Raw genomic sequence first — 18,344 nt, forward strand, 5'->3', positions numbered from 1 at the left:
GTGCACAACGACCGAAGGATCGGTCAGTTGCGCGCGAGTCCGCCGAGCATCAGGTCTTCGCGTTGGACGGGGAGTCGCTGGGCGATCACCCGTTTGCTGTACATGAACTCGCGCGGGCGACCTATGCAGTCGGCGGCAATGAGCTCACCGGCCTGGAGATAGAAGCAACTGAAGTCACTGTCGCGGGTGGGGTCACCGCTGAGAACCACTTCGTCGTATCCGGTGTTGAGGCCGGCGATCTGCAGCTTGAAGTGATACTGATCTGACCAGAACCACGGCAACGCTTCGATTTTTCTGGACTTCCCGCAGGCGGTCGAGGCAGCGACTTTGGCCTGCTCTCCTGCGCTCGAGACGGACTCCAACCGTAGTCGACGGCCGTAACGGGCCATGTCGTGGCTCGCGCAGTCCCCCGCCGCCATGATGTCGGGGTCGTTGGTCCGAGTGTGATCGTCGATCACGATGCCGTTGTCGATGACAAGACCCGCATCGGCGGCGAGGTCGGTGTTCGGCTCGACGCCGACACCGACGATGACCAGATCTGCGGGGATCGATTCCCCGCTGGCCAAGGTGACTTCACGAACCTCACGGTCACCGGACAGGCCCTCGACCATCGCGTTCGTTCTGATGTCGACTCCCTGCTCGCGATGTATCCGCTCGAAGAACGTCGATACGTCGGGGGCAGTGACCCGCTCGAGCACACGCCCAGCTGCCTCGAGGACTGTGACCTGTACGCCCAGTACGCGCAGCGATGCCGCTGTCTCGAGTCCGATGTAGCCGCCTCCGACGATCACCACCCGCCGACCAGGGCTGGTGGCCATACGGATCCTCTCGACGTCCGCTGCGGTGCGCAGGTAGTACACCCCGTGGAGATCGGCCCCGGGAACGGTGAGCCGACGAGGACGGGCTCCCGTGCACAGCGCGAGCTTGTCGTAGGCCAGCTTCTCGCCGGTGTCGAGAACGACGTTGCCTTCCGACCGAGCGATGGCCTCCACCTGCGCGTTCAGAAGCTGAATACCTTGCTTGGAGTAGAAGTCCGTGCTGCGAATGGCGATGTCGTCGAGTACGCATTTGCCCGCCAGGTATGCCTTCGACAGCGGGGGGCGTTGATAGGGAGTGGCAGACTCGTTACCGATGAGGACGATGTCGCCTGTCCAACCCTCTTGGCGCAAACTTGCTGCCAGTTGTGCCCCAGCATGGCTTGCGCCGACGATGATCGCCCGTTGCGATGTCATGCGCTGGAAGTAGGCGTCAGGCGCACCATCATCTTGCTGATGCCCCGCACGAAATTCGACTGAACGTACTCGGGGTCGCCGACGACCTCGATGTTCTCGAAGCGGGGAAGCAACTCCTCCCACAGAATCCGCAGCTGCATTTCGGCCAGTCGATTGCCCATACACCGGTGTACACCGAATCCGAACGCGATGTGATTGCGCGCATTGGCGCGATCGATGATGAAATCATCAGGATTCTCGAAAACGCGTTCGTCGCGGTTACCCGAGGCGTACCACATCACCAGTTTGTCGCCCTTGCGGATGAATTGTCCGTTCAGAACGGTGTCGGCTTTGGCGATTCGGCGCATGTACGCCAATGGTGTTTGCCATCGGATGATTTCCGAGTTCATGTTGGGGATCAAATCGGGATTGGCCTTCAGTTTCTCGAACTGGTCGGGGAATTGGTTCAACGCAAGAACGCCACCGCTCATCGAGTTTCGCGTCGTGTCGTTGCCACCGACGATCAGCAGTACGAGGTTGCCCAGAAATTCCATCGGACGATCGATCAGATCCTTGGTGTCCTCGTTGCTCTGCAACATGGTGATCAGATCGAAACCGGACTCTTCCCCTACAGACCTCCTGGCTGCTTTGTCATGCCAGAGAGCGCTGAGGCCACGGGCCATGTCACGCATGCCTTCAAACACCTCGTCGTTGTCCGAGGGCCCACCGTTGGCTTGCTCCATCGAGGTTGCCAGATCAGACCAGTAGACGAGTTTGCGGCGTTGTTCGTAGGGGAAATCCAGAAGAGTTGCGAGCATCCGAGCTGTCAACTCGATCGAGACATTCTGAACCCAGTCGAACGGCTCGTTCAAGGGGAGGTCGTCCAGCACCTCCTGCACGCGTGATCGGATGAGTCCCTCCATCTCCCGGAGGTTCTTCGGTGCGACCACGCCTTGGACGGCAGCCCTCTGTCTGTCGTGGCGTGGTGGGTCCATCGCGATGAACATCTCGATATCGAGAAACCGGGGCGGGACGCCGATGACGATGAACGGCTCGGCGGAAAACAGCGCATGATTTTTGTCGACGGCCACGATATCGGCATGGCGCGTGACCGACCAGAACGGGCCGAACGGACTGTTGGGTTGGTAGTGAACCGGTGCCTCGTTGCGCACCCGTTCGAAGTACGACTGCCACCGCCCTTGTCTGTAAAGGAAGGGGTTACTGAGGTCGATGTCGGCGAGCTCGACATCCTCGACCGGTGGGATGGGACTTTCGACGAAGATCTTCTTGCCATTCGTTCCAGTCACCCACCGTCGGGTCTTGTCGTACAGATGAGCGCCCTGGATCTGCAGGCCTATCGGGATGGTCGACTGGACCTTGTCGGTGATCGACTCAGAAACTTTCATGCTGTCGTGCCTGCCTTTCGCATATCACAGTTGGAATTCAGGTGTTCGAACGATCAGGCCATCCCACGCTTCCGAGGCCACCATCTGGCACGACAACCGAGAAGTGGGTTCACGCTCGGGGTTCATCGCCAGCATCTCCTCCTCGTCGGCGCCGGACAGACCCACCTCTGTTGACCACTGCGGGTCGACGATCACATGGCAGGTGCCACAGGCCGTTTCCCCTCCACAGTCTCCATCGATCCCCGGCACAGCATTGTCGGTTGCAATCTGCATCAGCGATCGACCTTCGACCAGAGCCGCCTCGTGCTTCTCACCATCGTGGGCGACGAAAGTTACAGCTGCCATGTCAACTCCTCGTTTCCGGCGTGATTGAGGAAAGTGTCGTCGCGAACGCGGGTGACGGCTATGTTCGGTGGAGTCATAAACTTGTGAATTCGGGTCAAAGGGGTCACCGTGAAGCTGAGCGATGAGGGTGTGCCGCCGCTTGCGTTCGTGCAGTTGCTCGAACGCCGCGCACTCGACCCGGACGCCGCCGCGCGGCTTCGTGCGATCATGCACCGCGAAGGAACCAGTGAAGCGACGCTCATTCAGCATGACGTTCAGGCACCGATACGGTGGTTTCGGGAGGTCTACCCCGAACTCGATATCGCCCAGGCCACTCGACTCGGATTTGCGTTTGCCGAGCAGGCCCAGTTGACATCGTTCGGGCCTCTGAGTTCACCTTTGATCAGTGCTGGTTCGGTCGCCGAGATCGTCGATCTCCTGACATACCTGCCATTGATCTCCACGGCGTTGAAGTCGCAGTTCCATACTGGCGACTACGGTCTGATCGTCGGGCTCACTGCGCATACAGGCGATTCCGCACTGGACTGCTTGGTCATCACCTACGGTGGGTCGGCGTTACTACGACTGCTGGACATGCTCGCCGGTGACATATCGCCGGTGACACTCCATCTGAGCTGGCCGGAGCCGGCCGAGGTGGTGAGCCACGACGAAGGTCCGGGGTCGAATCGCCGATTCTTCGACGCTCCGATTTCCTTCGTCCACGTACCCGAGGACACCCTCAACAAGGCTTGTCGGTTCTCGGACCCTCTCGCATATCGACTCGCTATCGCTGATCTGCAGCGAACACTCGCCCAGCGAAGTGGGTCCATGTCATCTACGGAGAAGGTGAGGCAACTGTTGGAGAAGGACCTCGGACAGCGAACCAACCATGGTGTTGCACAGGCATTGTCGATGTCGAGCAGCACGTTGAAACGGCGGCTTGCCGAAGAAGGAACCACCTACAGCAAGGTGCGCCAATCGCTGCTGTACGAGCACGCGATGCTACGGCTCCTCGACCGATCGGTTTCGGTCAGCGAGATCGCTACTGAACTCGGATACAGCGACCTCGCCAACTTCTCTCACGCCTTCAAACGCTGGACCGGACGCTCTCCGAAAGATTTCCGAAACCCGCCACTCTCGGACGACGCGGATTCGACGTAGATCCCACAGAACGCGGGGTCGAGATCGATGCCTCCGTTCGTCCGCGGACTGATCGATCTTCATCGCGGAGAGTTCGGAGACGTCGCCGCCGTGAGAACGAAGAGTTTGTGCAAACTCGAGTACGAACCACTTGTCACTCGACGGTGTCGGCCGGCACGCGTGTGGTCTCCGATTCGAGAAAGTCGACGAGTGCTTCCAACAGGCTGTCCGCGCGGATTTCGACATCAGCGAGGACAGAGTCCACGTCATCGAGAAGACCGTGGGCGTGTCTACGCGCAAGCGTTCCGCGTTCGTAGTAGCCGGGGTCGAGCACGACCCGCGGTACTGGATCCGATGCCGCGATCCGCTCCGGCTGTTGTGACCGCGCAGTGGGCTGCAGGCGGGTGGGCGCACGTCCGTCCAGGTGCGCTCGCACGATGCCGGCGACCGCACGCGACGTGAGCGGGGTCGCAGTCAACGGGGTGTGACCCCACCGGTCGATCGCAGTCGACAGCGGCTGTCGATCGGCCGAATCGACGTACCGGTCGTATCCTCCGATTCCGGTGCCGCCCACGGCATCGAGAGCGTCGGCGAGCATTCGGGTGCTCGGATACCGCGCGTGATGGCCGAGCACCTCCAACCAGCGCTGGTACACCATCCGCGGCGAGATACCCGTCCCCGTCAGTGCGAGGGAGGTGAGGATATGAACGCCGCGGCCTGAGTCGATACGAAGGGCGTCGATCCTCGGATCGGCGGTGACGTCGCATGCCCGCAGGGCCGCGATCTGGGTGTACGGCAGACCGGTCGAGGCAACGACCAGGACGAGGGCATCTCGCCGCGCGAACAGTGCTGACGGCCAACCGGATTCGGGGAGACGCGCGATGATTCCGCCGATCACGGCTGCCAGCTCGTGCAGGCGCGCCGTGCGCGCCACGTCCAGCGCAGCCCGGACAGCCTCCGCGCGCCCCGGAGGGGGTAACAGGTGCCGGGAATGGGCGGCGTCGATCACCGCGATCCGGCGGCGTTGGGTCGTCGACGCGGCGGGGTGCGCGTGGAGGAACCGAGCAAGTGACTCCGGAGAGGCCGCCAGTGGTGGTTCGTCATGGGCGGTGCACCAGTCCTCGAACAGTGACCACGTGTGCCGATCGCGCTTCGGCACCGCCGCGTTCGCGATATCCGCTGGCCGTATCGAACCGGCGCGGTCATCGTGGTCAGCATCTGCCTCGGTCGCCCCGTCGCCGCTCACAGATGCAGTCACGCGCCCGGTCATAGACCGAGTTCGGTGACCGCGTTGCCGACCAGAGGTGCGTGCTCGCGGGCATATGTTTCGACCATTGCGGGTGTGGTGTGCCCGGTCTGGCGCATGATCGTGTGCGCATCGGCACCGTTGCGAAAGGCTTGCGTGACGAATCCTGCACGCAGAGAATGCCCGCCGAATTGGGCGACGGTGTCGGGGTCGTATCCAGCTCGAGTAGCTCGTCGACGGATCGCCGCATGTACCGCAGCCCCGGACAGCGGCGTATCGGAGATGTTTCCGTTCTTGCGGACAGACCGAAACAGAGGGGACCGTTTCTCGGCTGCAGGAAGGGTGCCGAGGCAGATATGAGACTCGAATTCCACTGCGCGAGAGAGCAGTCGAATGACCTCGACTCTGCCCCCGGAGTCGAACGCGGCGACGACCTGAAGCCACCGCACCCACGCACAGACCGGACATGACTCGTGGCGGCCAGTGAACGGTAATGCCTTCACTGCACCGGCACCGTCCTGGTCTGTCTTCGATTTGCGGATACGTACGTGCGCGCCGTCGAGACGGTCGCGGCGGATATCACGACACTCGAGAGCGACGAGTTCACCCCGCCGAAACGCGCCGGTGTAGCCCATCAGCAGCAGCGCGGTGTCACGCCGTTCGAGGACCTCCGACGCCCACCCGATCGAACTGCGACGCGCGTGGTCGACGATCGTGGTGATGTCGGAAGTCAACAGAGGCGCACGCGGATTGCGGGGTCGCTCCCCCGCCGACGCGTAATCCCGTCGGATACCGGAAACGGTGGCGCGCACCATCTCGTGGCCGCACGGGTTGTCGTGGCCAGTAGCGCGGTGACTATCGGCGATCGCGGCAACCCATTTACCGAACGTCGACGGTGCATATGCCCGCGTTCCCTCGACTGTGAGTGTGTCGGCCGCTCCAACGAGATAGGCAGCCACCGTCGCAGGGTGCGCCGGCAACGAGATATGTCCGGTGGCGGCGCACCAGGTCTCGAAGCGTCGCCACGCCGAAGCGTAGGCCCGCCGGGTCCCCGCGGAGCGTGACGCGGCCATCGATCGCTCGATCCGAGCCGCAACCTCGGGCGGCAAATCCGGAAACACGGCCGCAGTACCGCCCGGCAAGACAGCTGGAATCGCGGCCGAGCCGCCGGTGAGCTGGCGTTCTGTCATGGGCAGAACTGTATCGGGCACCTCCGACACAGTTTTCGGATTCAAAACACGCTCACCTGGCGATTCATCGAAGACGGTGCGGGAAGGAAAATTCTCGTGGGTCACCGCACACAAACCGTGGGTGACTACAGGGTGCGATCGAATTCCGCCTGAAAGCGCAGAGAAACGTGTGGCGATTGCGATCTAGCGCGCTTCAGTCCCAGTCCAGTCGAATACCGAGCTCGACGAAGGCATAGGCCAGCTCATCGACGTCATCTTCGGTGCGGCACCCCGTTCGAGCGAATCCGAACAAAGATCGGGCGGCATCGCTGTCGACGCGGGCGGCGGCGACAGCGGCATCGATCGCCGCAATCACACCGTCCCAAGCGCTGCGGGCGGGTACCGGACTGCGAGACCTCGTCGGAGCGGCCCCCGGATCGACCGGCTCGTACCGTCGCGGCCGCAGCAAGCAGGCATCAGCACCGCTCGCGGCTATCTCATCGTTCTCGACCGCATTGATCGCGGTCGCGGCAGCAAACAAAACCTTCGCTTGCTCGTCACACCGCAGTTGCTCGAACGGAACCCACGATGTCCGCAGCGGGCGAGAATGGCCGGTGGACTTCCAGATCGCGCTCAGTGGCTTCGCCCACCATCCGGTGCGGACCAGCGGTGTCGATACCTCGTCGACGACGGTACGCAGCAGCCTGAACCACACTCCGGCATGAACACGGCCTCCGCCGAGCTCGACCGACCCGCACGTCAACGCGACGGCGGTGCGTCTGTCGATTTCTGCGACGACTGCCGGTACGGGTATCGGTGGTGCGTGTTCGTCCGAGCCTGGCGGTGTCCTGTCCCAAAAGACCAGTCGGCCGGGTATGACAGCACAGAATTCGAGCCGGCAGAGGTGTTTCGTGCAGCTGGTCAGCATCGGGTACTGATGAGCCATCATGACCGCGATGTCGGCGTCTGTGTCGAGGTCGTCGATACACAAGGGGCATGCCCGCGTATCGAGCTTGCTCACCCAGGGAAGCCACGTGCCGGCGGGCGGTGCGCGTCGACGTCGATCTGACCTTGCCAGACCCGCCGGTAGTAGGACAGAGAACTGATGGACGTAGGTGTCGAAGTCGCATCCGCCGGGGTCGGTGCTGTCGAGCAGCCAGGGCGTACCGCCCGCCAACGTCATCTCACGCAGCCGTTCCGCTGTGCAGGTGCTCCTCTGGGCAAGCGCGGATAGCACCGGCTCGGGTGTGTAGCGGTCGAGGTCCACGCCCGAAGTGTCGACACCGAGCCCGTCGAGAAGATCCGCTGTACCGATCAACGAATACAGTCTGCTAGTCCGGGCAAGCCACGACATCAGAGTCTCACCAGGTAATGGTTGCGGGTGCAGCGGCCACCGCGGATGCCCACTGTGGTCGAACGCTGTAGGCGCTGGCGAGGCATCGGCTGATGTCATGCCAGATGCCGTTCGAAGTGGCGACGGCGTTCGGTGGGCCCGGAGTAGGCAGTCTGCGTCAGCACCTGCGAGGTGATCGCTTCCTCGCCAGCCTCTATTGCGGTCACTGCGGCCGCGGTCAACAGCGTGGCCAGTTCGCCGATGGTGCCCTCACACCGGGTGAGGAGGTAATCGGTCATCTCCGCCGACGTCAGGTGCGAGGGCGCACGCAACGGGAAGCTGGCGGTGAAGCTCGCCAGCAGGGAGCGGGTGTCGATGTCGTTGGTCCAGATCGGCAGCGTCATGGGGTGAAAACGGTTCTCCAACTGTGCATCACTACGGATCGCGAGGTACGCCTCTCGGGTGCCCACTCCGACAAGAGGAATCCGCAGTTCGTTGCCTAGAAACCGCAACAGGTTCAGGAATTCTCGGCGCACGTTGTCGCGGCCGGCGAGAACATTGTGGAGCTCGTCGATGATCAGCATCCGAACCCCGGTCGCTCGCAGCAGCGAGATTGCTTGCTGTTCGAGTTCGTGGACTCGGCTCCGCGGGCGGATCGGCGTTCCGAGTGCAGCAAGCATCGCCAGGTAGAACCGTGCGGGTGCTGGGTCTGGAGGCATCTGCATACACAACACCGGTATCTGCTCGCGATCGGGCAAGCTGACAGCAGGGTGCGCACGCCGGAACTTCTCGATGATCATCGACTTGCCGTTGTTCGTCGGTCCGATCAGAAGCACGTTCGGCATACGTTGCCGATCCGGCCACACCAGCAACGTCTCAAGATGCTCGATCACCGACCGTGCACGCGGATACCCGATCCACCGTTCAGTACGAATATGCCTGATGCGTTGCGCGGCAGGAAGAACCGCAATCGATCTGACCGAACTTCGCAGGTGGGTGAGGTCCGCACGAACGACGTCGATGTCTTCGCAACTACGGTCGTCATCGTCGCCGGCGGGAGCGTTTCGGGGGTCGTGGTTCATCCATTCACCACTCTTCGATGTCGTCGAAGATCGGAACCGGCACGTCGTCGGTGCCTGGGCCGAGCTCGGGCGGGCTCTGCGTGTCCGGTGGTGTGGTGATGCTGCTCAGATGAGAACGGCGAGTGCGATTACGGCGGGCCCGCTTGGTGTACCTCTGTGCGGACGTGGCTATCTGACGCATCTGCTCGATCATCGCGAACAGAGCGTGTTCGTCGATACTTGCTCGGCCTTGTTCTCGAAGGCGCACCACCGCTGCCCGGTGTTCCCACGCTGTCACGGCCGGATGTGACATCGTCCGGTATGGCACCTCGACGTACCCGCCGCCGCTGTCGGGGTCCAGGACCCACACCCTGCTCAGATCACGTGGATCACGCCGGATAACGAACTGACCCAACTTCTCTCGCCTGGCGATCCATGGTTTCAGCGCGTTCGAGAAGTACTGGATGTGGTCGATGACGAACCCTGTCCGGGTCAGTCGGCGCCGGATGACGGGGAGGAAGTCCACTAAGAATGCGGTCTCATCCACCACTGTCGAGCTCGCCAGAGCGGTATCGGCGTCGGTGCTGCTGGTCCACTGCGCAGCCGGGCTCCGGCTCAGGCCGGTGTGCACGTCCGCGTGATAGGCCGCGATCGCCAAAATCAGCCAGCGTTCCAGTTCTCGTAACGTCAGAGCTGCCGCGCCCTCCGAGTCGTAGCTGCCCCGCTGCGTTGGATTCGAGAACGTGGTGCCAGGGAGCTCGTGAACCTGGGTCATGACGGTGCCGATGATGCGTTCGACAATCCCGCCGTATTGCGGCCTGCCGGGTGGGCGGTAGCCGAGGTCGATACCGTGTTGCTCGCAACCCCGCCGTAGCGCTTCACTTTTGAACTCGGCGGCGTTGTCGACGTACAAGGCGCGCGGCTTTCCGGCCATCGGCCACCGCACATCCGCGCCGAGCCCCAGAGCGTCGATCCATACGCTTTTGTCCGAGCACACCCGGCCCAGACACAACCCGACCGACACTGCGGACGGCGAGTCGAGTGTGACCACGAAGCCCGGCACGCAGCGGCTGAAGACATCGATAGCAATCGTGAGATAAGGACGTCCGATCGGCACCCGGTCGTATTCGTCGACGATCATCAGATCGACCACGGTGTGATCGATCTGGACTTGCTGGAGAACCGCCGTCACCGGCGGCGGGACATCGCCAGCGGATTGCCGCGATCGAGCGGCATCCGGTCCGCCACGTGACCGTGCGACGCGGCCCGGGTGCATTGCTGCGATCCGCGCGGCGACTGTGTTGCGGGCTGGAATAGGGAGTCCCGCACGGTGACAGGCCAGCGCGATATGTCGATGCAGTGCGGCGACACTGAGCTTCTGGCGAGCCAGAAACTCGCGGTTGATGTGCTCGGCGATCACTTCTTCCACCTCGGCCGGCACGCGGGAACGGCCGCGCCCGCCTGCAGGAGCGGAGACCAACAGATCTGTGACCGACCCTCCCCCATTCCGGAGCTTGGACAACAGCACGTACACACGCCGGGGCGAGACCCCCAACTGCTGTGCTGCATCCTCGACCACTGCGGTGCCGATCGAGGATCGATCCGCTAGTTCGCTGAGCACTGCGAACCGTGACCGTGCCTGCTCCCACTGCTCGGCCGACGCGGTCAGCACACCAGTCTCTGCGACGTCGAACTTGTCCGCGTCCATCGCAGCCTCCGAACGCCAGGCCTGTGTGATCGACCGATTGTGCAGTCCACTTCTGCAGTCAGAATGTCAGAAGACGACTGCAATCGGAGGTAAAACCCCAGGAAATTATGACGCCCACTTCTGAAACTGACAGAGAGTGTCGGCTGACTTATGAACGGTCGTTTACGGGATCTGGCGTCACGCTGATTCACGTCTGAGTTTCTGCGTCGACCAGGCGTGCGTTGCGAGGAGGGCGAGCGCGATAGCGCTGAGGATTAGCGTGGATACGAACCCTCCGGCGTAGTGGTTGGTCGGTATCTGCCCGTCGGCGGCAGCGACGATGGCGAGGCCGAAGCTGTTTCCAAACTGCTGCGCGGTTGTGAGCACTCCGGAAGCAGCTCCGGCTAGTGCTGCGGGGAGCAGGTGAGTCGTGCCGTCAGCGATTGACGCCAGTGCGATACCCATGCCGATGCCGAAGATCCCGCTCGCCGCAATCAGGGCCGCGGGGAAGGGGGCAGCAGAGAAGGCCCAGATCGCGGCCAGACCGGTTGTCATGATGAGCGCGCCGAGCGCGGTCGTTCTGTCTGTCCCGAGCCGCCGCTGGAGCCGGTGACTGGTGGCTGCGGCGAGGAAAGCCCCGAGTGATAGGGGAAGGAATGAGAGACCGGTGGCGAGGGGGCTGAGCAGGTGGAACAACTGCAGGTTGAGGGTCATGAAGTAAAAAGTGGCTGTCATGGCTCCGCCGATGAACATCATCGCGGTAGCGGGCCGCCAGGCGCCGGTTCGACCGAGCGCTACAAAAGGGATCAGAGGTGATGCCGCGCGCTTCTCGATGAGCACGAATGTGACGACACTGACCAGTCCAAGGAAGGCCCACCCGGCAGCGGTGAAAGAGTTCGAAACCGACATGACTGCCAGTACAAGTGATGCCGTAGCTACTAGGAACGCGGTGCTGCCGGCCAGGTCGAGATGGGGCCGTGCGGTGGGGTGCGGCGTCCGGTTACCGAAGATGAGCAACGCCAGAAGTGCGAGCCCGATCGGGACGTTCACCAGCAGAGTCCACCGCCATCCTAGGGTTTCGACGATGACTCCACCGCCAAGTACTCCGAGAGCGCCACCGCTGCCGGATGCCGCGCCCCATAAGCCGAACGCTTGCGCGCGAGCTGGGCCCTGAGGAAAGGTCTGCGAAAGGAGTGCGAGCCATGCCGTCGACCCTTCCCCGCGGGCTGTGAGTGACGCTGGCATTCACCGATATGCAATCGCGGCAGGAACCCCAGATCCGAAGTGACGTCAGGATCTATCAACAAGCGACGTCAACATTGGCCGACAAAGCCATCTGGGGTACCCCGTTGACACACGTCTCGGTGTCGACGGCGGATACTCTCTCGAACCTGGGGCGGTCCTGCCGCCGATCTTTCTTTCCACAGATGAGGCGCTGGCATGTGCTCTCGCGCTTCGAAGGTGGAAGGAAAGCTCTGATCCAACCCTGACCGCCAGTTCTCTCGGCAAGCTCCTCGCATCACTGCCCACTCATGTGCGGTGGGTCATCGATGCGGTAGCGAAAGTCACGATCGATGCGCCAGTGGACGGTCTCGAACCAATAGACTCCCCGGTCGTCAACATCGGGGTTCTCGGTGAGCTGGCAAGAGCATGTCTGCTCGGCCGTCGAGTGGAGTTCAAGCACTCGCAGCGAAACGGAGCGACGAAGGACCGACGGGTTGATCCCCTTGCGATGGTCAACACAGTGCGGCGGTGGTACCTCGTCGCCTTCGACGTCGACACCGACGATTGGCAGACGTACCGTGTCGATCGCATCTCCGACGTCGCCGTCAGCCAGATGCCGATCCGATCGCATACGTTTCCCGGCCCGAGCGTCGATGAATGGGTGACTCGGCAGCTCAGCGCGGGGTGGCAGCAGGTGACCGCCACCGTCCGCGTGCACGCAACAGTGGATACGGTGCAGCGCTGGGTTGCGCCGGCATGGGGAGCTATCGAACAGGAGACAACTCGGACCACGATCGTGCACGCGGGAGCCGAGAGCTACGAGTCCATCGCCAGATGGCTCCTGCTCCTACAAGCCGACATCGAGGTGCTAGAACCCAACGAGCTACGGACCGCGTTCGTCCACGTAGCGCAGCAAGCTGCTCGCGCAGCGCAGCCAGGTTAACCAGAGTGGGCCGGCCATCGCACGACCGGCCCACTCTGGTCAGCAGAGAGGCCGGAAGAACTCCGTCAGGTCTGCGATAAGGAGCTGCGGTTCTTCGAGGGCGGCGAAGTGCCCGCCACGGTCGGTCACATCAGTCCACCGAGTGATGGTGTTCTCCAGTTCGGCGTAGCGGCGAATACCGACGTCGTGAGCGAACATGATGACCCCGGTGGGAACACCGGAGGGCTCCTTAGTTGCTCCCCACGCTGAGTGCTGCGCGTACCCGATGTAGGCAGCTGTGCCCGCGGTCTCGGTAAACCAGTACAGGGAGACGTCGGTCAGGATTCGATCGAGGGGGATGATCGTTTCGGGAAGCTCCTCGTGCGGAACGGTCCACTTCTGGAACTTATCGATGATCCACGCAAGCTGGCCAGCGGGAGAATCCACGAGCCCCGCGGCGAGAGTCTGAGGTCGAGTGGACTGGATCGCGATGTAGCCATACTCCTCCTGCATGAACGCCTGAACCCGCCCCAGACGGTCAAGCTCCAACGGAGTGAACGACGCAAGATCTGCTTCGCTGGGAGCCTGCAACGGCATTCCCATCGAACCATTAACGTGGACGCCGACCACATGAGACGGTGCCACTCGCGCGACCTCGGGAGAGACGGCAGCACCGATGTCACCACCCTGTACCCCGTATCGGTCGTAGCCGAGACGTTCCATCAGTGTTGCCCACGTCCGCCCGATTCGAGCCGCGTCCCAACCGCCCTCAACCACCGGGCTCGAAAATCCGAATCCCGGCAGCGACGGAATGACCACATCGAACGCATCCGCCGCCGCCCTTCCGTGCGCTTCCGGATCAGTGAGGGGGCCGATGAGGTCCACGAACTCAACGAACGACCCCGGCCATCCGTGAGTGAGCACCAGCGGCAGCGCGCCCGAAACCTTCGATCGGACGTGGACAAAGTGGATCGTCTGCCCCTCGATCACAGTCGTGAACTGCGGAAGCATGTTCAGCGACGCTTGCTGCTCCGCCCAATCGAACTCGTCAACCCAGTACGCGACCAACCGTCGCAGATAGCTGACCGGCACTCCTGTCGACCAGTCATCACCAGGCAGCGGCGGCGGAAACCGGGTCTCGCTCAACCGGCGTTTTAGCTCCTCGACAGAGCTCTCGGGGATGTCAATTCGAAACGGCTGTACTTCTGCACTCATACAAAGTTCCTTCCATCGCGTGCTGGCTCAGATGGACCACGCCACGACGACGACGCTAGGAACGAACGAGGACATACCCTGTCCCCCTGCCGAAAATGATCGTTTGGGAGCCGCGGGTCGGCACAGCGCCCGCGACAGCTATCACCGTAAAAGGCGTGCCACCTAAATCCGCGATTCACACCCCAGTTCGTACTGAGGGAGCGGTGTCGAGAACTGGTGTCGACAATCTATGTCGAATAACCCACAGACCTTGTCTTTTCGACAGAGAAGTTTTTTTCAGGCTGCCCACCAGACGATGACGAGGGCGAAGAGGATGCAGCCGAGGATAACGGCAATTTCTGACCTCGCTCCGAGGAATTTTCGGACGCGCTTTCGTCGGTCGATGCGAGGCGGTGGTGCCGTCATGGTGTGGGGGAGGGCTGAATCGTGGCTTCGAGTCGGGTGAGTCGTTCTTCGAGGGCGCCGGTGATAGCGAGCAGTCCCAGCACAGTGGGTTCGGTGATGTCGCTGCCGTGTTGAGCGTGTTTGAGCAGGGTGGTGCGCAGGAGTGAACACATGGGGGCGTCGTCGCTGATGGGGAGTTGCTCGAGTTTGGCGGTCAGACGCTCGTCGGGGGAGGCCATGGGTAGCTCCTGCACGTGTGGATCATGCAGGCCGAGTGAAAGGGGCGACTGCCTGCGCGGTGGCAACGGGTGGTGCGCTGGAACCGAGGCGGAAAGCAGCGCACCACAGTGTGATGTTACTGCGTCATTGCTGGGCGCTCGGTACGTGGGAGGTAAGTGACGGCGCACCCCTGGATGCGAGGAACTAGCTCGGTACGGTTCACCTGCAGGCGGCGAGGTACTCCTCGGTAGTTCAATGCTCAAGTAGCTGTAACTGTGCGAAGACTGGTAACCGGGGTGGGTGGCACGTAAATTTTCGGGGGCGGCATCACCCGGTCCCCAACGGGTATGGCGAACGCTCCGCCGGTAGCCACCTCTGGTCTATCGGCGGGCGAGCCGTCCGGCAGGTTTCAGCGCATCGACTGTGTTTTCGCTGCGTCGGCGGTCAGCGTGGGTTGGGGGTGCGCCACAGTCGCGGGGTGTCGCCGTCTTCGTTGTTGGCGAGGGCCCGGATTCCGTCGGCGTCCTGGGCGAGGATGTCCGCGAAGTGCTGTCGGTGGGTGTTGTCGAGGCCGTCGGGCAGGTTCGCACCGTCGGTGACGGATGCTGCGGCGCCGTCGAGGTAGCGGGCGATCCGCAAGAGCAGCGGGCGTGGGGTCGGGACGACGGAGTGGTTCGCGTCGGCGGTGATCATGCCGAGAGTCGAGAGCAGGGACAGGCCGGCGACAGCTTCTTTGTCGTCGAGGTTGATGTGTGCGACTTTCAAGGCTTCGGCCAGCGCCGCGGTGGTCAGGCCGACGGCGGCGACGGGCATGGAGATGCTGCGCTCGAATCCGATCAGGTCGGCGCCGGGGGGCTTCGTCGGAGAGTGACACAGCGAGGGACTGCGCGAATGCGAGGAGGCGTTCGTCGGTGAAATCGCGCTGCGTGGTCTGGCGGGTGACTCTCATCAAGGTCGCGTATTCGGAGACTTTGTCGTCGAGGATATTCCGGGCTTCGGTGTCGGTGATCGTGAGCCCGAGATCGAGGAGGGCGGCCCGGAATTCGGTGGATCGGGTGTGGAGCCAGGTGGGCCGAGGACTCATCGCTGCTCCCGTGAGGTTGAGGCCGTGGTTGTCGAGGTGAGCTTAGATCCGCCTCACATCGCAAGAACGAAATGGCCGCCGAAACACGCCGGGTGGTTACAGGTCAGTGAAATCGTGTGCGCTACATTTCCCTTCCGCACCATCTCCGTTCGAGGCGGCGATGGATAGGGGTTCGCCGAGATGTCACACGACTGCAGGCGAGCCGCTCCCGATCGTGTGCCCGGCCCCCCAGAGTTGGGCACACTCGACCCACCCAGCTGGTACTGACGACCAGCAGGGTGGGTCACCCAAAGGTGTGCGGTGTGTTTTCCTCGTACCGAGTGGCCCAGGTGATAGTGGCCGAGGATGCAGTGAATATCCGATTCGGGTCTCCGCAGCGGGTTTCTCTTCGTTCCGTCGAGAACCCGTGTGCAGAACCTACGTCGAATATCGTCTCCATCAGTGTCGGACGGTACTCGAGTGCTGATGCGGAAAAACGTACAGTCAAACCACAGGACCTACTCAGTGAATGTGTGGATCAAAGTCGGGTGAGAGTGTCGAGACCGCCCCGGAATTGCAGCTCCGACGTGCTCAGGACTGGCCGGGCTTTCGCTGGGCGTGAGAATCAGTTGTCGAGTATTTCCCGGCATTGTTCCGGGGTGTTGCCTTGCTGCAGGCAATTCGACCACAGGACCTGGGGATGGTTCGGCGGATTCGTTACTGTCGGGGTGCTTGTCGTGGTCCGAGGAGTGCCAGCTGTTGGCGGTGCATCGGTCATTCCGGCTTCGGCCCGAGGGTCGGGGAAGGTCATTCCTAGTGAGTTGGTGCACGTGGTTCCGTCGCAGGATCCTCCGTTGGCGGTGATTTCGCTGACCCGGTTGATCGCTGCGGGGCCGGCGCATTCGTCCGTCCAACCGTATGTTCCGTCCGTGAACGCGGTGTTCGGGCCGGGCGAGGTGCAGTAGTCGATGTGCTTGGTCACCGCCGGCGTGGGCGTGTCGATGAATGTTGCCTCCGCTGTGGGCGGTTCGACGATGGTTTCCGTCGTGGGTTCCACAATCGTGGTACTGGAGACCGGTGTGAGTGTCCCTGAGGAGCTCGGTGTCGTGGCGGTTGCAGTTGCTCCCTCAGACGAGGCAGGTTCGGTGGATGTGCCCTGGTCGCTGCATGCACTGAGCGCGAGAAGCAGGATCGGCGCTGCTAGCCAGGATTTTTTCATTGTCATTTGTGATCGCTTCATCCTGTGGACGGGTCGGCGTGTGGTGGCAGAGCTAGGACGGGTGTCAGCGGCGCATTTCTGCGTACGCTTGTCGCCGCAGCTGTCGAAGTTGCCGCCCATCGGCCAGTTGCCAGTCCCTCCAACCGTGCCGTTGCCGGCCCATGATGTCCGTCAACGGCGCCGAGGGTGGCCCGTAGCGTTTCCCGTCGACGTCGAGGGCCCCGTCCCGCGTGATCGTTGCGATGTAGGTGAGCCCGCGGCCGGTATCGTGATACGTCAGCTGGTCGCCGACCTGTAGATGGCCGAAGAGCATGAGCTGCAAGATGTCGTCGTCGTACGCGATCGGGGCGGAAGACGGCATGATTCGATCGGGTTGGTGTGTGAGCATGGAGGATTCGGATGTCGAATCGTCGCCGTCGCACGAGTTCGGATTCGCCTCGTCAGGTTGTGCGGTTGCGGTGGCTGCACCCGCGAGACGATGTTCCGTTGTAGGTGTCGGTATCTCGACTTTGTCTGCGTGTTGGTTTCCCGAGCCCACGAGGTTTCCGATCCCGCGGCCCACCCACCCGAGCCCGGATCCGACTCCTGAGACACCGGCACCGATCGCTTTGCCGGCCGCGCCGGCGACAGCACTGCCTGCGGACGCTGCCCGACTGCCGACTTCCGCCAGGGCGTCGACGACGCTGGGACTCTCGTGGTCGGTCCATCCCATGACCTGGCTGCCACGTGCCTGCGCGAAGTCGTCGAGGTCGTTCTTGAGTTTGACGATGTCGTGTTTGAGATTGTGGGCGGCGCCCCACCGGAATCCGTCGAGTCGGTGCATTTTTGCAAAGTTCGACAGTTCCGACCGCGCGTGCAGCAACAGTTCGCCGTCGCGTTCGAAATGCTCTGCCAGCACTGTGCGTGCGTCGTCGAGCACCACCTGCAGATGCTGCGGCTCGGTGGCCTGCACGCGCGCGATCCGCAACCGCTGCCACAGATAGAGCGACTGCTCACCGACCACCAACAGGTGCAGGGATTCGCCGAGCCGGTTCTCTTCGATTGCTCGGCGGAGATAGTCGGCGCGATCCTGGACCGGGCGAGTGGCATCGAACCCGGCCAAGGTGCGTTTGACGTGTTCTCGGAGGCGTTCGATGGTCACATTCAGGGTGGGCCGGAGTCCGGCAACAGATTCCCAGTCTGCGGTCGGCAGTGTTCCGTGTTCGTCGAGGGTGGTGACGAGCCGATCCAAGGTTGTGAAATGACCGACCACGTCACCGACTCGGGACGCTTGGGCGAGGGCGAGGAGTTGTTCGACTTTACCGTCGACGCGGGCGATCGATTCGTTCACCGACGCGATGGCCACCGAGAGGGCGACCTGCACCGCGATGAGTTGGAAGGACAGTGCTTGGGTGGGGCCGAGGGATACTTTCTGCCATTGCAGTTGCTGGCGGAACTTCCCTGCTTGGTCGACGACGGTCATTCGGAAGAACCCGCTGTCACCCGGCAACGCTTTGTACGTCTTCAATGCCTGGACGCTGT

Annotated in this window: 16 protein-coding genes; 2 read left to right on the forward strand and 14 right to left on the reverse strand. The window is 62.6% G+C overall.

Translation table 11 applies throughout. The features are described from left to right. Positions 1-23 precede the first annotated feature (23 nt). Genes ACZ3J7_RS38825 through ACZ3J7_RS38835 form a run of 3 tightly spaced genes read right to left on the reverse strand, consistent with a single transcriptional unit; the run spans position 24 to position 2,962 of the window. Positions 24-1,232, reverse strand: coding sequence for an NAD(P)/FAD-dependent oxidoreductase (locus tag ACZ3J7_RS38825; protein ID WP_317549634.1), 1,209 nt, complete (start codon positions 1,230-1,232; stop codon positions 24-26). After that, positions 1,229-2,617 (reverse strand): cytochrome P450, encoded by a 1,389-nt coding sequence (locus tag ACZ3J7_RS38830; protein WP_317549635.1) that lies wholly within the window; start codon positions 2,615-2,617, stop codon positions 1,229-1,231. The genes ACZ3J7_RS38825 and ACZ3J7_RS38830 overlap by 4 nt, the downstream gene beginning before the upstream one ends. A 24-nt stretch (positions 2,618-2,641) precedes the next feature. Next, on the reverse strand, positions 2,642-2,962 hold the full coding sequence (locus ACZ3J7_RS38835; RefSeq protein ID WP_054827572.1) for a 2Fe-2S iron-sulfur cluster-binding protein: 321 nt from the start codon (positions 2,960-2,962) through the stop codon (positions 2,642-2,644). Between the two features lie 108 nt (positions 2,963-3,070). Between ACZ3J7_RS38835 and ACZ3J7_RS38840 the strand changes: the two genes are divergently transcribed. Beyond that, on the forward strand, positions 3,071-4,102 hold the full coding sequence (locus tag ACZ3J7_RS38840; RefSeq protein WP_054827571.1) for a helix-turn-helix domain-containing protein: 1,032 nt from the start codon (positions 3,071-3,073) through the stop codon (positions 4,100-4,102). A 133-nt stretch (positions 4,103-4,235) separates the two neighbouring features. Here ACZ3J7_RS38840 and ACZ3J7_RS38845 read toward each other — a convergent pair whose 3' ends face one another. The 6 genes from ACZ3J7_RS38845 to ACZ3J7_RS38870 all read right to left on the reverse strand — a co-directional run bounded on the left by ACZ3J7_RS38845 (position 4,236) and on the right by ACZ3J7_RS38870 (position 11,822). Beyond that, positions 4,236-5,339: a recombinase gene (locus tag ACZ3J7_RS38845; RefSeq protein WP_235172423.1), complete on the reverse strand. Its 1,104-nt coding sequence runs from the start codon at positions 5,337-5,339 to the stop codon at positions 4,236-4,238. An 8-nt stretch (positions 5,340-5,347) separates the two neighbouring features. Next, positions 5,348-6,622 (reverse strand): site-specific integrase, encoded by a 1,275-nt coding sequence (locus tag ACZ3J7_RS38850; protein ID WP_350835077.1) that lies wholly within the window; start codon positions 6,620-6,622, stop codon positions 5,348-5,350. A gap of 88 nt (positions 6,623-6,710) precedes the next feature. After that, positions 6,711-7,949: a TniQ family protein gene (locus tag ACZ3J7_RS38855; RefSeq protein ID WP_256670145.1), complete on the reverse strand. Its 1,239-nt coding sequence runs from the start codon at positions 7,947-7,949 to the stop codon at positions 6,711-6,713. Next, positions 7,946-8,911, reverse strand: a complete 966-nt coding sequence (locus ACZ3J7_RS38860; protein ID WP_054827569.1) for a TniB family NTP-binding protein — start codon at positions 8,909-8,911, stop codon at positions 7,946-7,948. The genes ACZ3J7_RS38855 and ACZ3J7_RS38860 overlap by 4 nt, the downstream gene beginning before the upstream one ends. 4 nt (positions 8,912-8,915) lie before the next feature. Next, complete coding sequence (locus ACZ3J7_RS38865) at positions 8,916-10,598, reverse strand: Mu transposase C-terminal domain-containing protein (RefSeq protein WP_054827568.1); 1,683 nt, start codon at positions 10,596-10,598, stop codon at positions 8,916-8,918. A 177-nt stretch (positions 10,599-10,775) separates the two neighbouring features. Beyond that, on the reverse strand, positions 10,776-11,822 hold the full coding sequence (locus ACZ3J7_RS38870) for an MFS transporter (RefSeq protein ID WP_030537352.1): 1,047 nt from the start codon (positions 11,820-11,822) through the stop codon (positions 10,776-10,778). 337 nt (positions 11,823-12,159) lie between these two features. Between ACZ3J7_RS38870 and ACZ3J7_RS38875 the strand changes: the two genes are divergently transcribed. Further along, the gene (locus tag ACZ3J7_RS38875) at positions 12,160-12,744 is read left to right on the forward strand and encodes a WYL domain-containing protein (RefSeq protein ID WP_196248302.1); all 585 of its coding nucleotides are present in this window, start codon (positions 12,160-12,162) and stop codon (positions 12,742-12,744) included. A 39-nt stretch (positions 12,745-12,783) separates the two neighbouring features. Here ACZ3J7_RS38875 and ACZ3J7_RS38880 read toward each other — a convergent pair whose 3' ends face one another. The 5 genes from ACZ3J7_RS38880 to ACZ3J7_RS38900 all read right to left on the reverse strand — a co-directional run. After that, positions 12,784-13,938: an epoxide hydrolase family protein gene (locus ACZ3J7_RS38880; protein WP_030537351.1), complete on the reverse strand. Its 1,155-nt coding sequence runs from the start codon at positions 13,936-13,938 to the stop codon at positions 12,784-12,786. Between the two features lie 401 nt (positions 13,939-14,339). Beyond that, positions 14,340-14,561 (reverse strand): hypothetical protein, encoded by a 222-nt coding sequence (locus ACZ3J7_RS38885; protein WP_209923336.1) that lies wholly within the window; start codon positions 14,559-14,561, stop codon positions 14,340-14,342. Positions 14,562-14,985: 424 nt separating this feature from the next. Next, a complete protein-coding gene (locus ACZ3J7_RS38890) occupies positions 14,986-15,354 on the reverse strand; it encodes a hypothetical protein (protein WP_298773656.1) in 369 nt (122 codons plus the stop codon). A gap of 875 nt (positions 15,355-16,229) precedes the next feature. After that, positions 16,230-16,661: a hypothetical protein gene (locus ACZ3J7_RS38895; protein WP_099699025.1), complete on the reverse strand. Its 432-nt coding sequence runs from the start codon at positions 16,659-16,661 to the stop codon at positions 16,230-16,232. Positions 16,662-16,887: 226 nt separating this feature from the next. Further along, a partial coding sequence (locus ACZ3J7_RS38900) for a restriction system modified-DNA reader domain-containing protein (RefSeq protein ID WP_298776188.1) occupies positions 16,888-18,344 on the reverse strand: 1,457 nt, incomplete at its 5' end.

The organism is Kitasatospora sp. NPDC015121, from assembly GCF_055562955.1.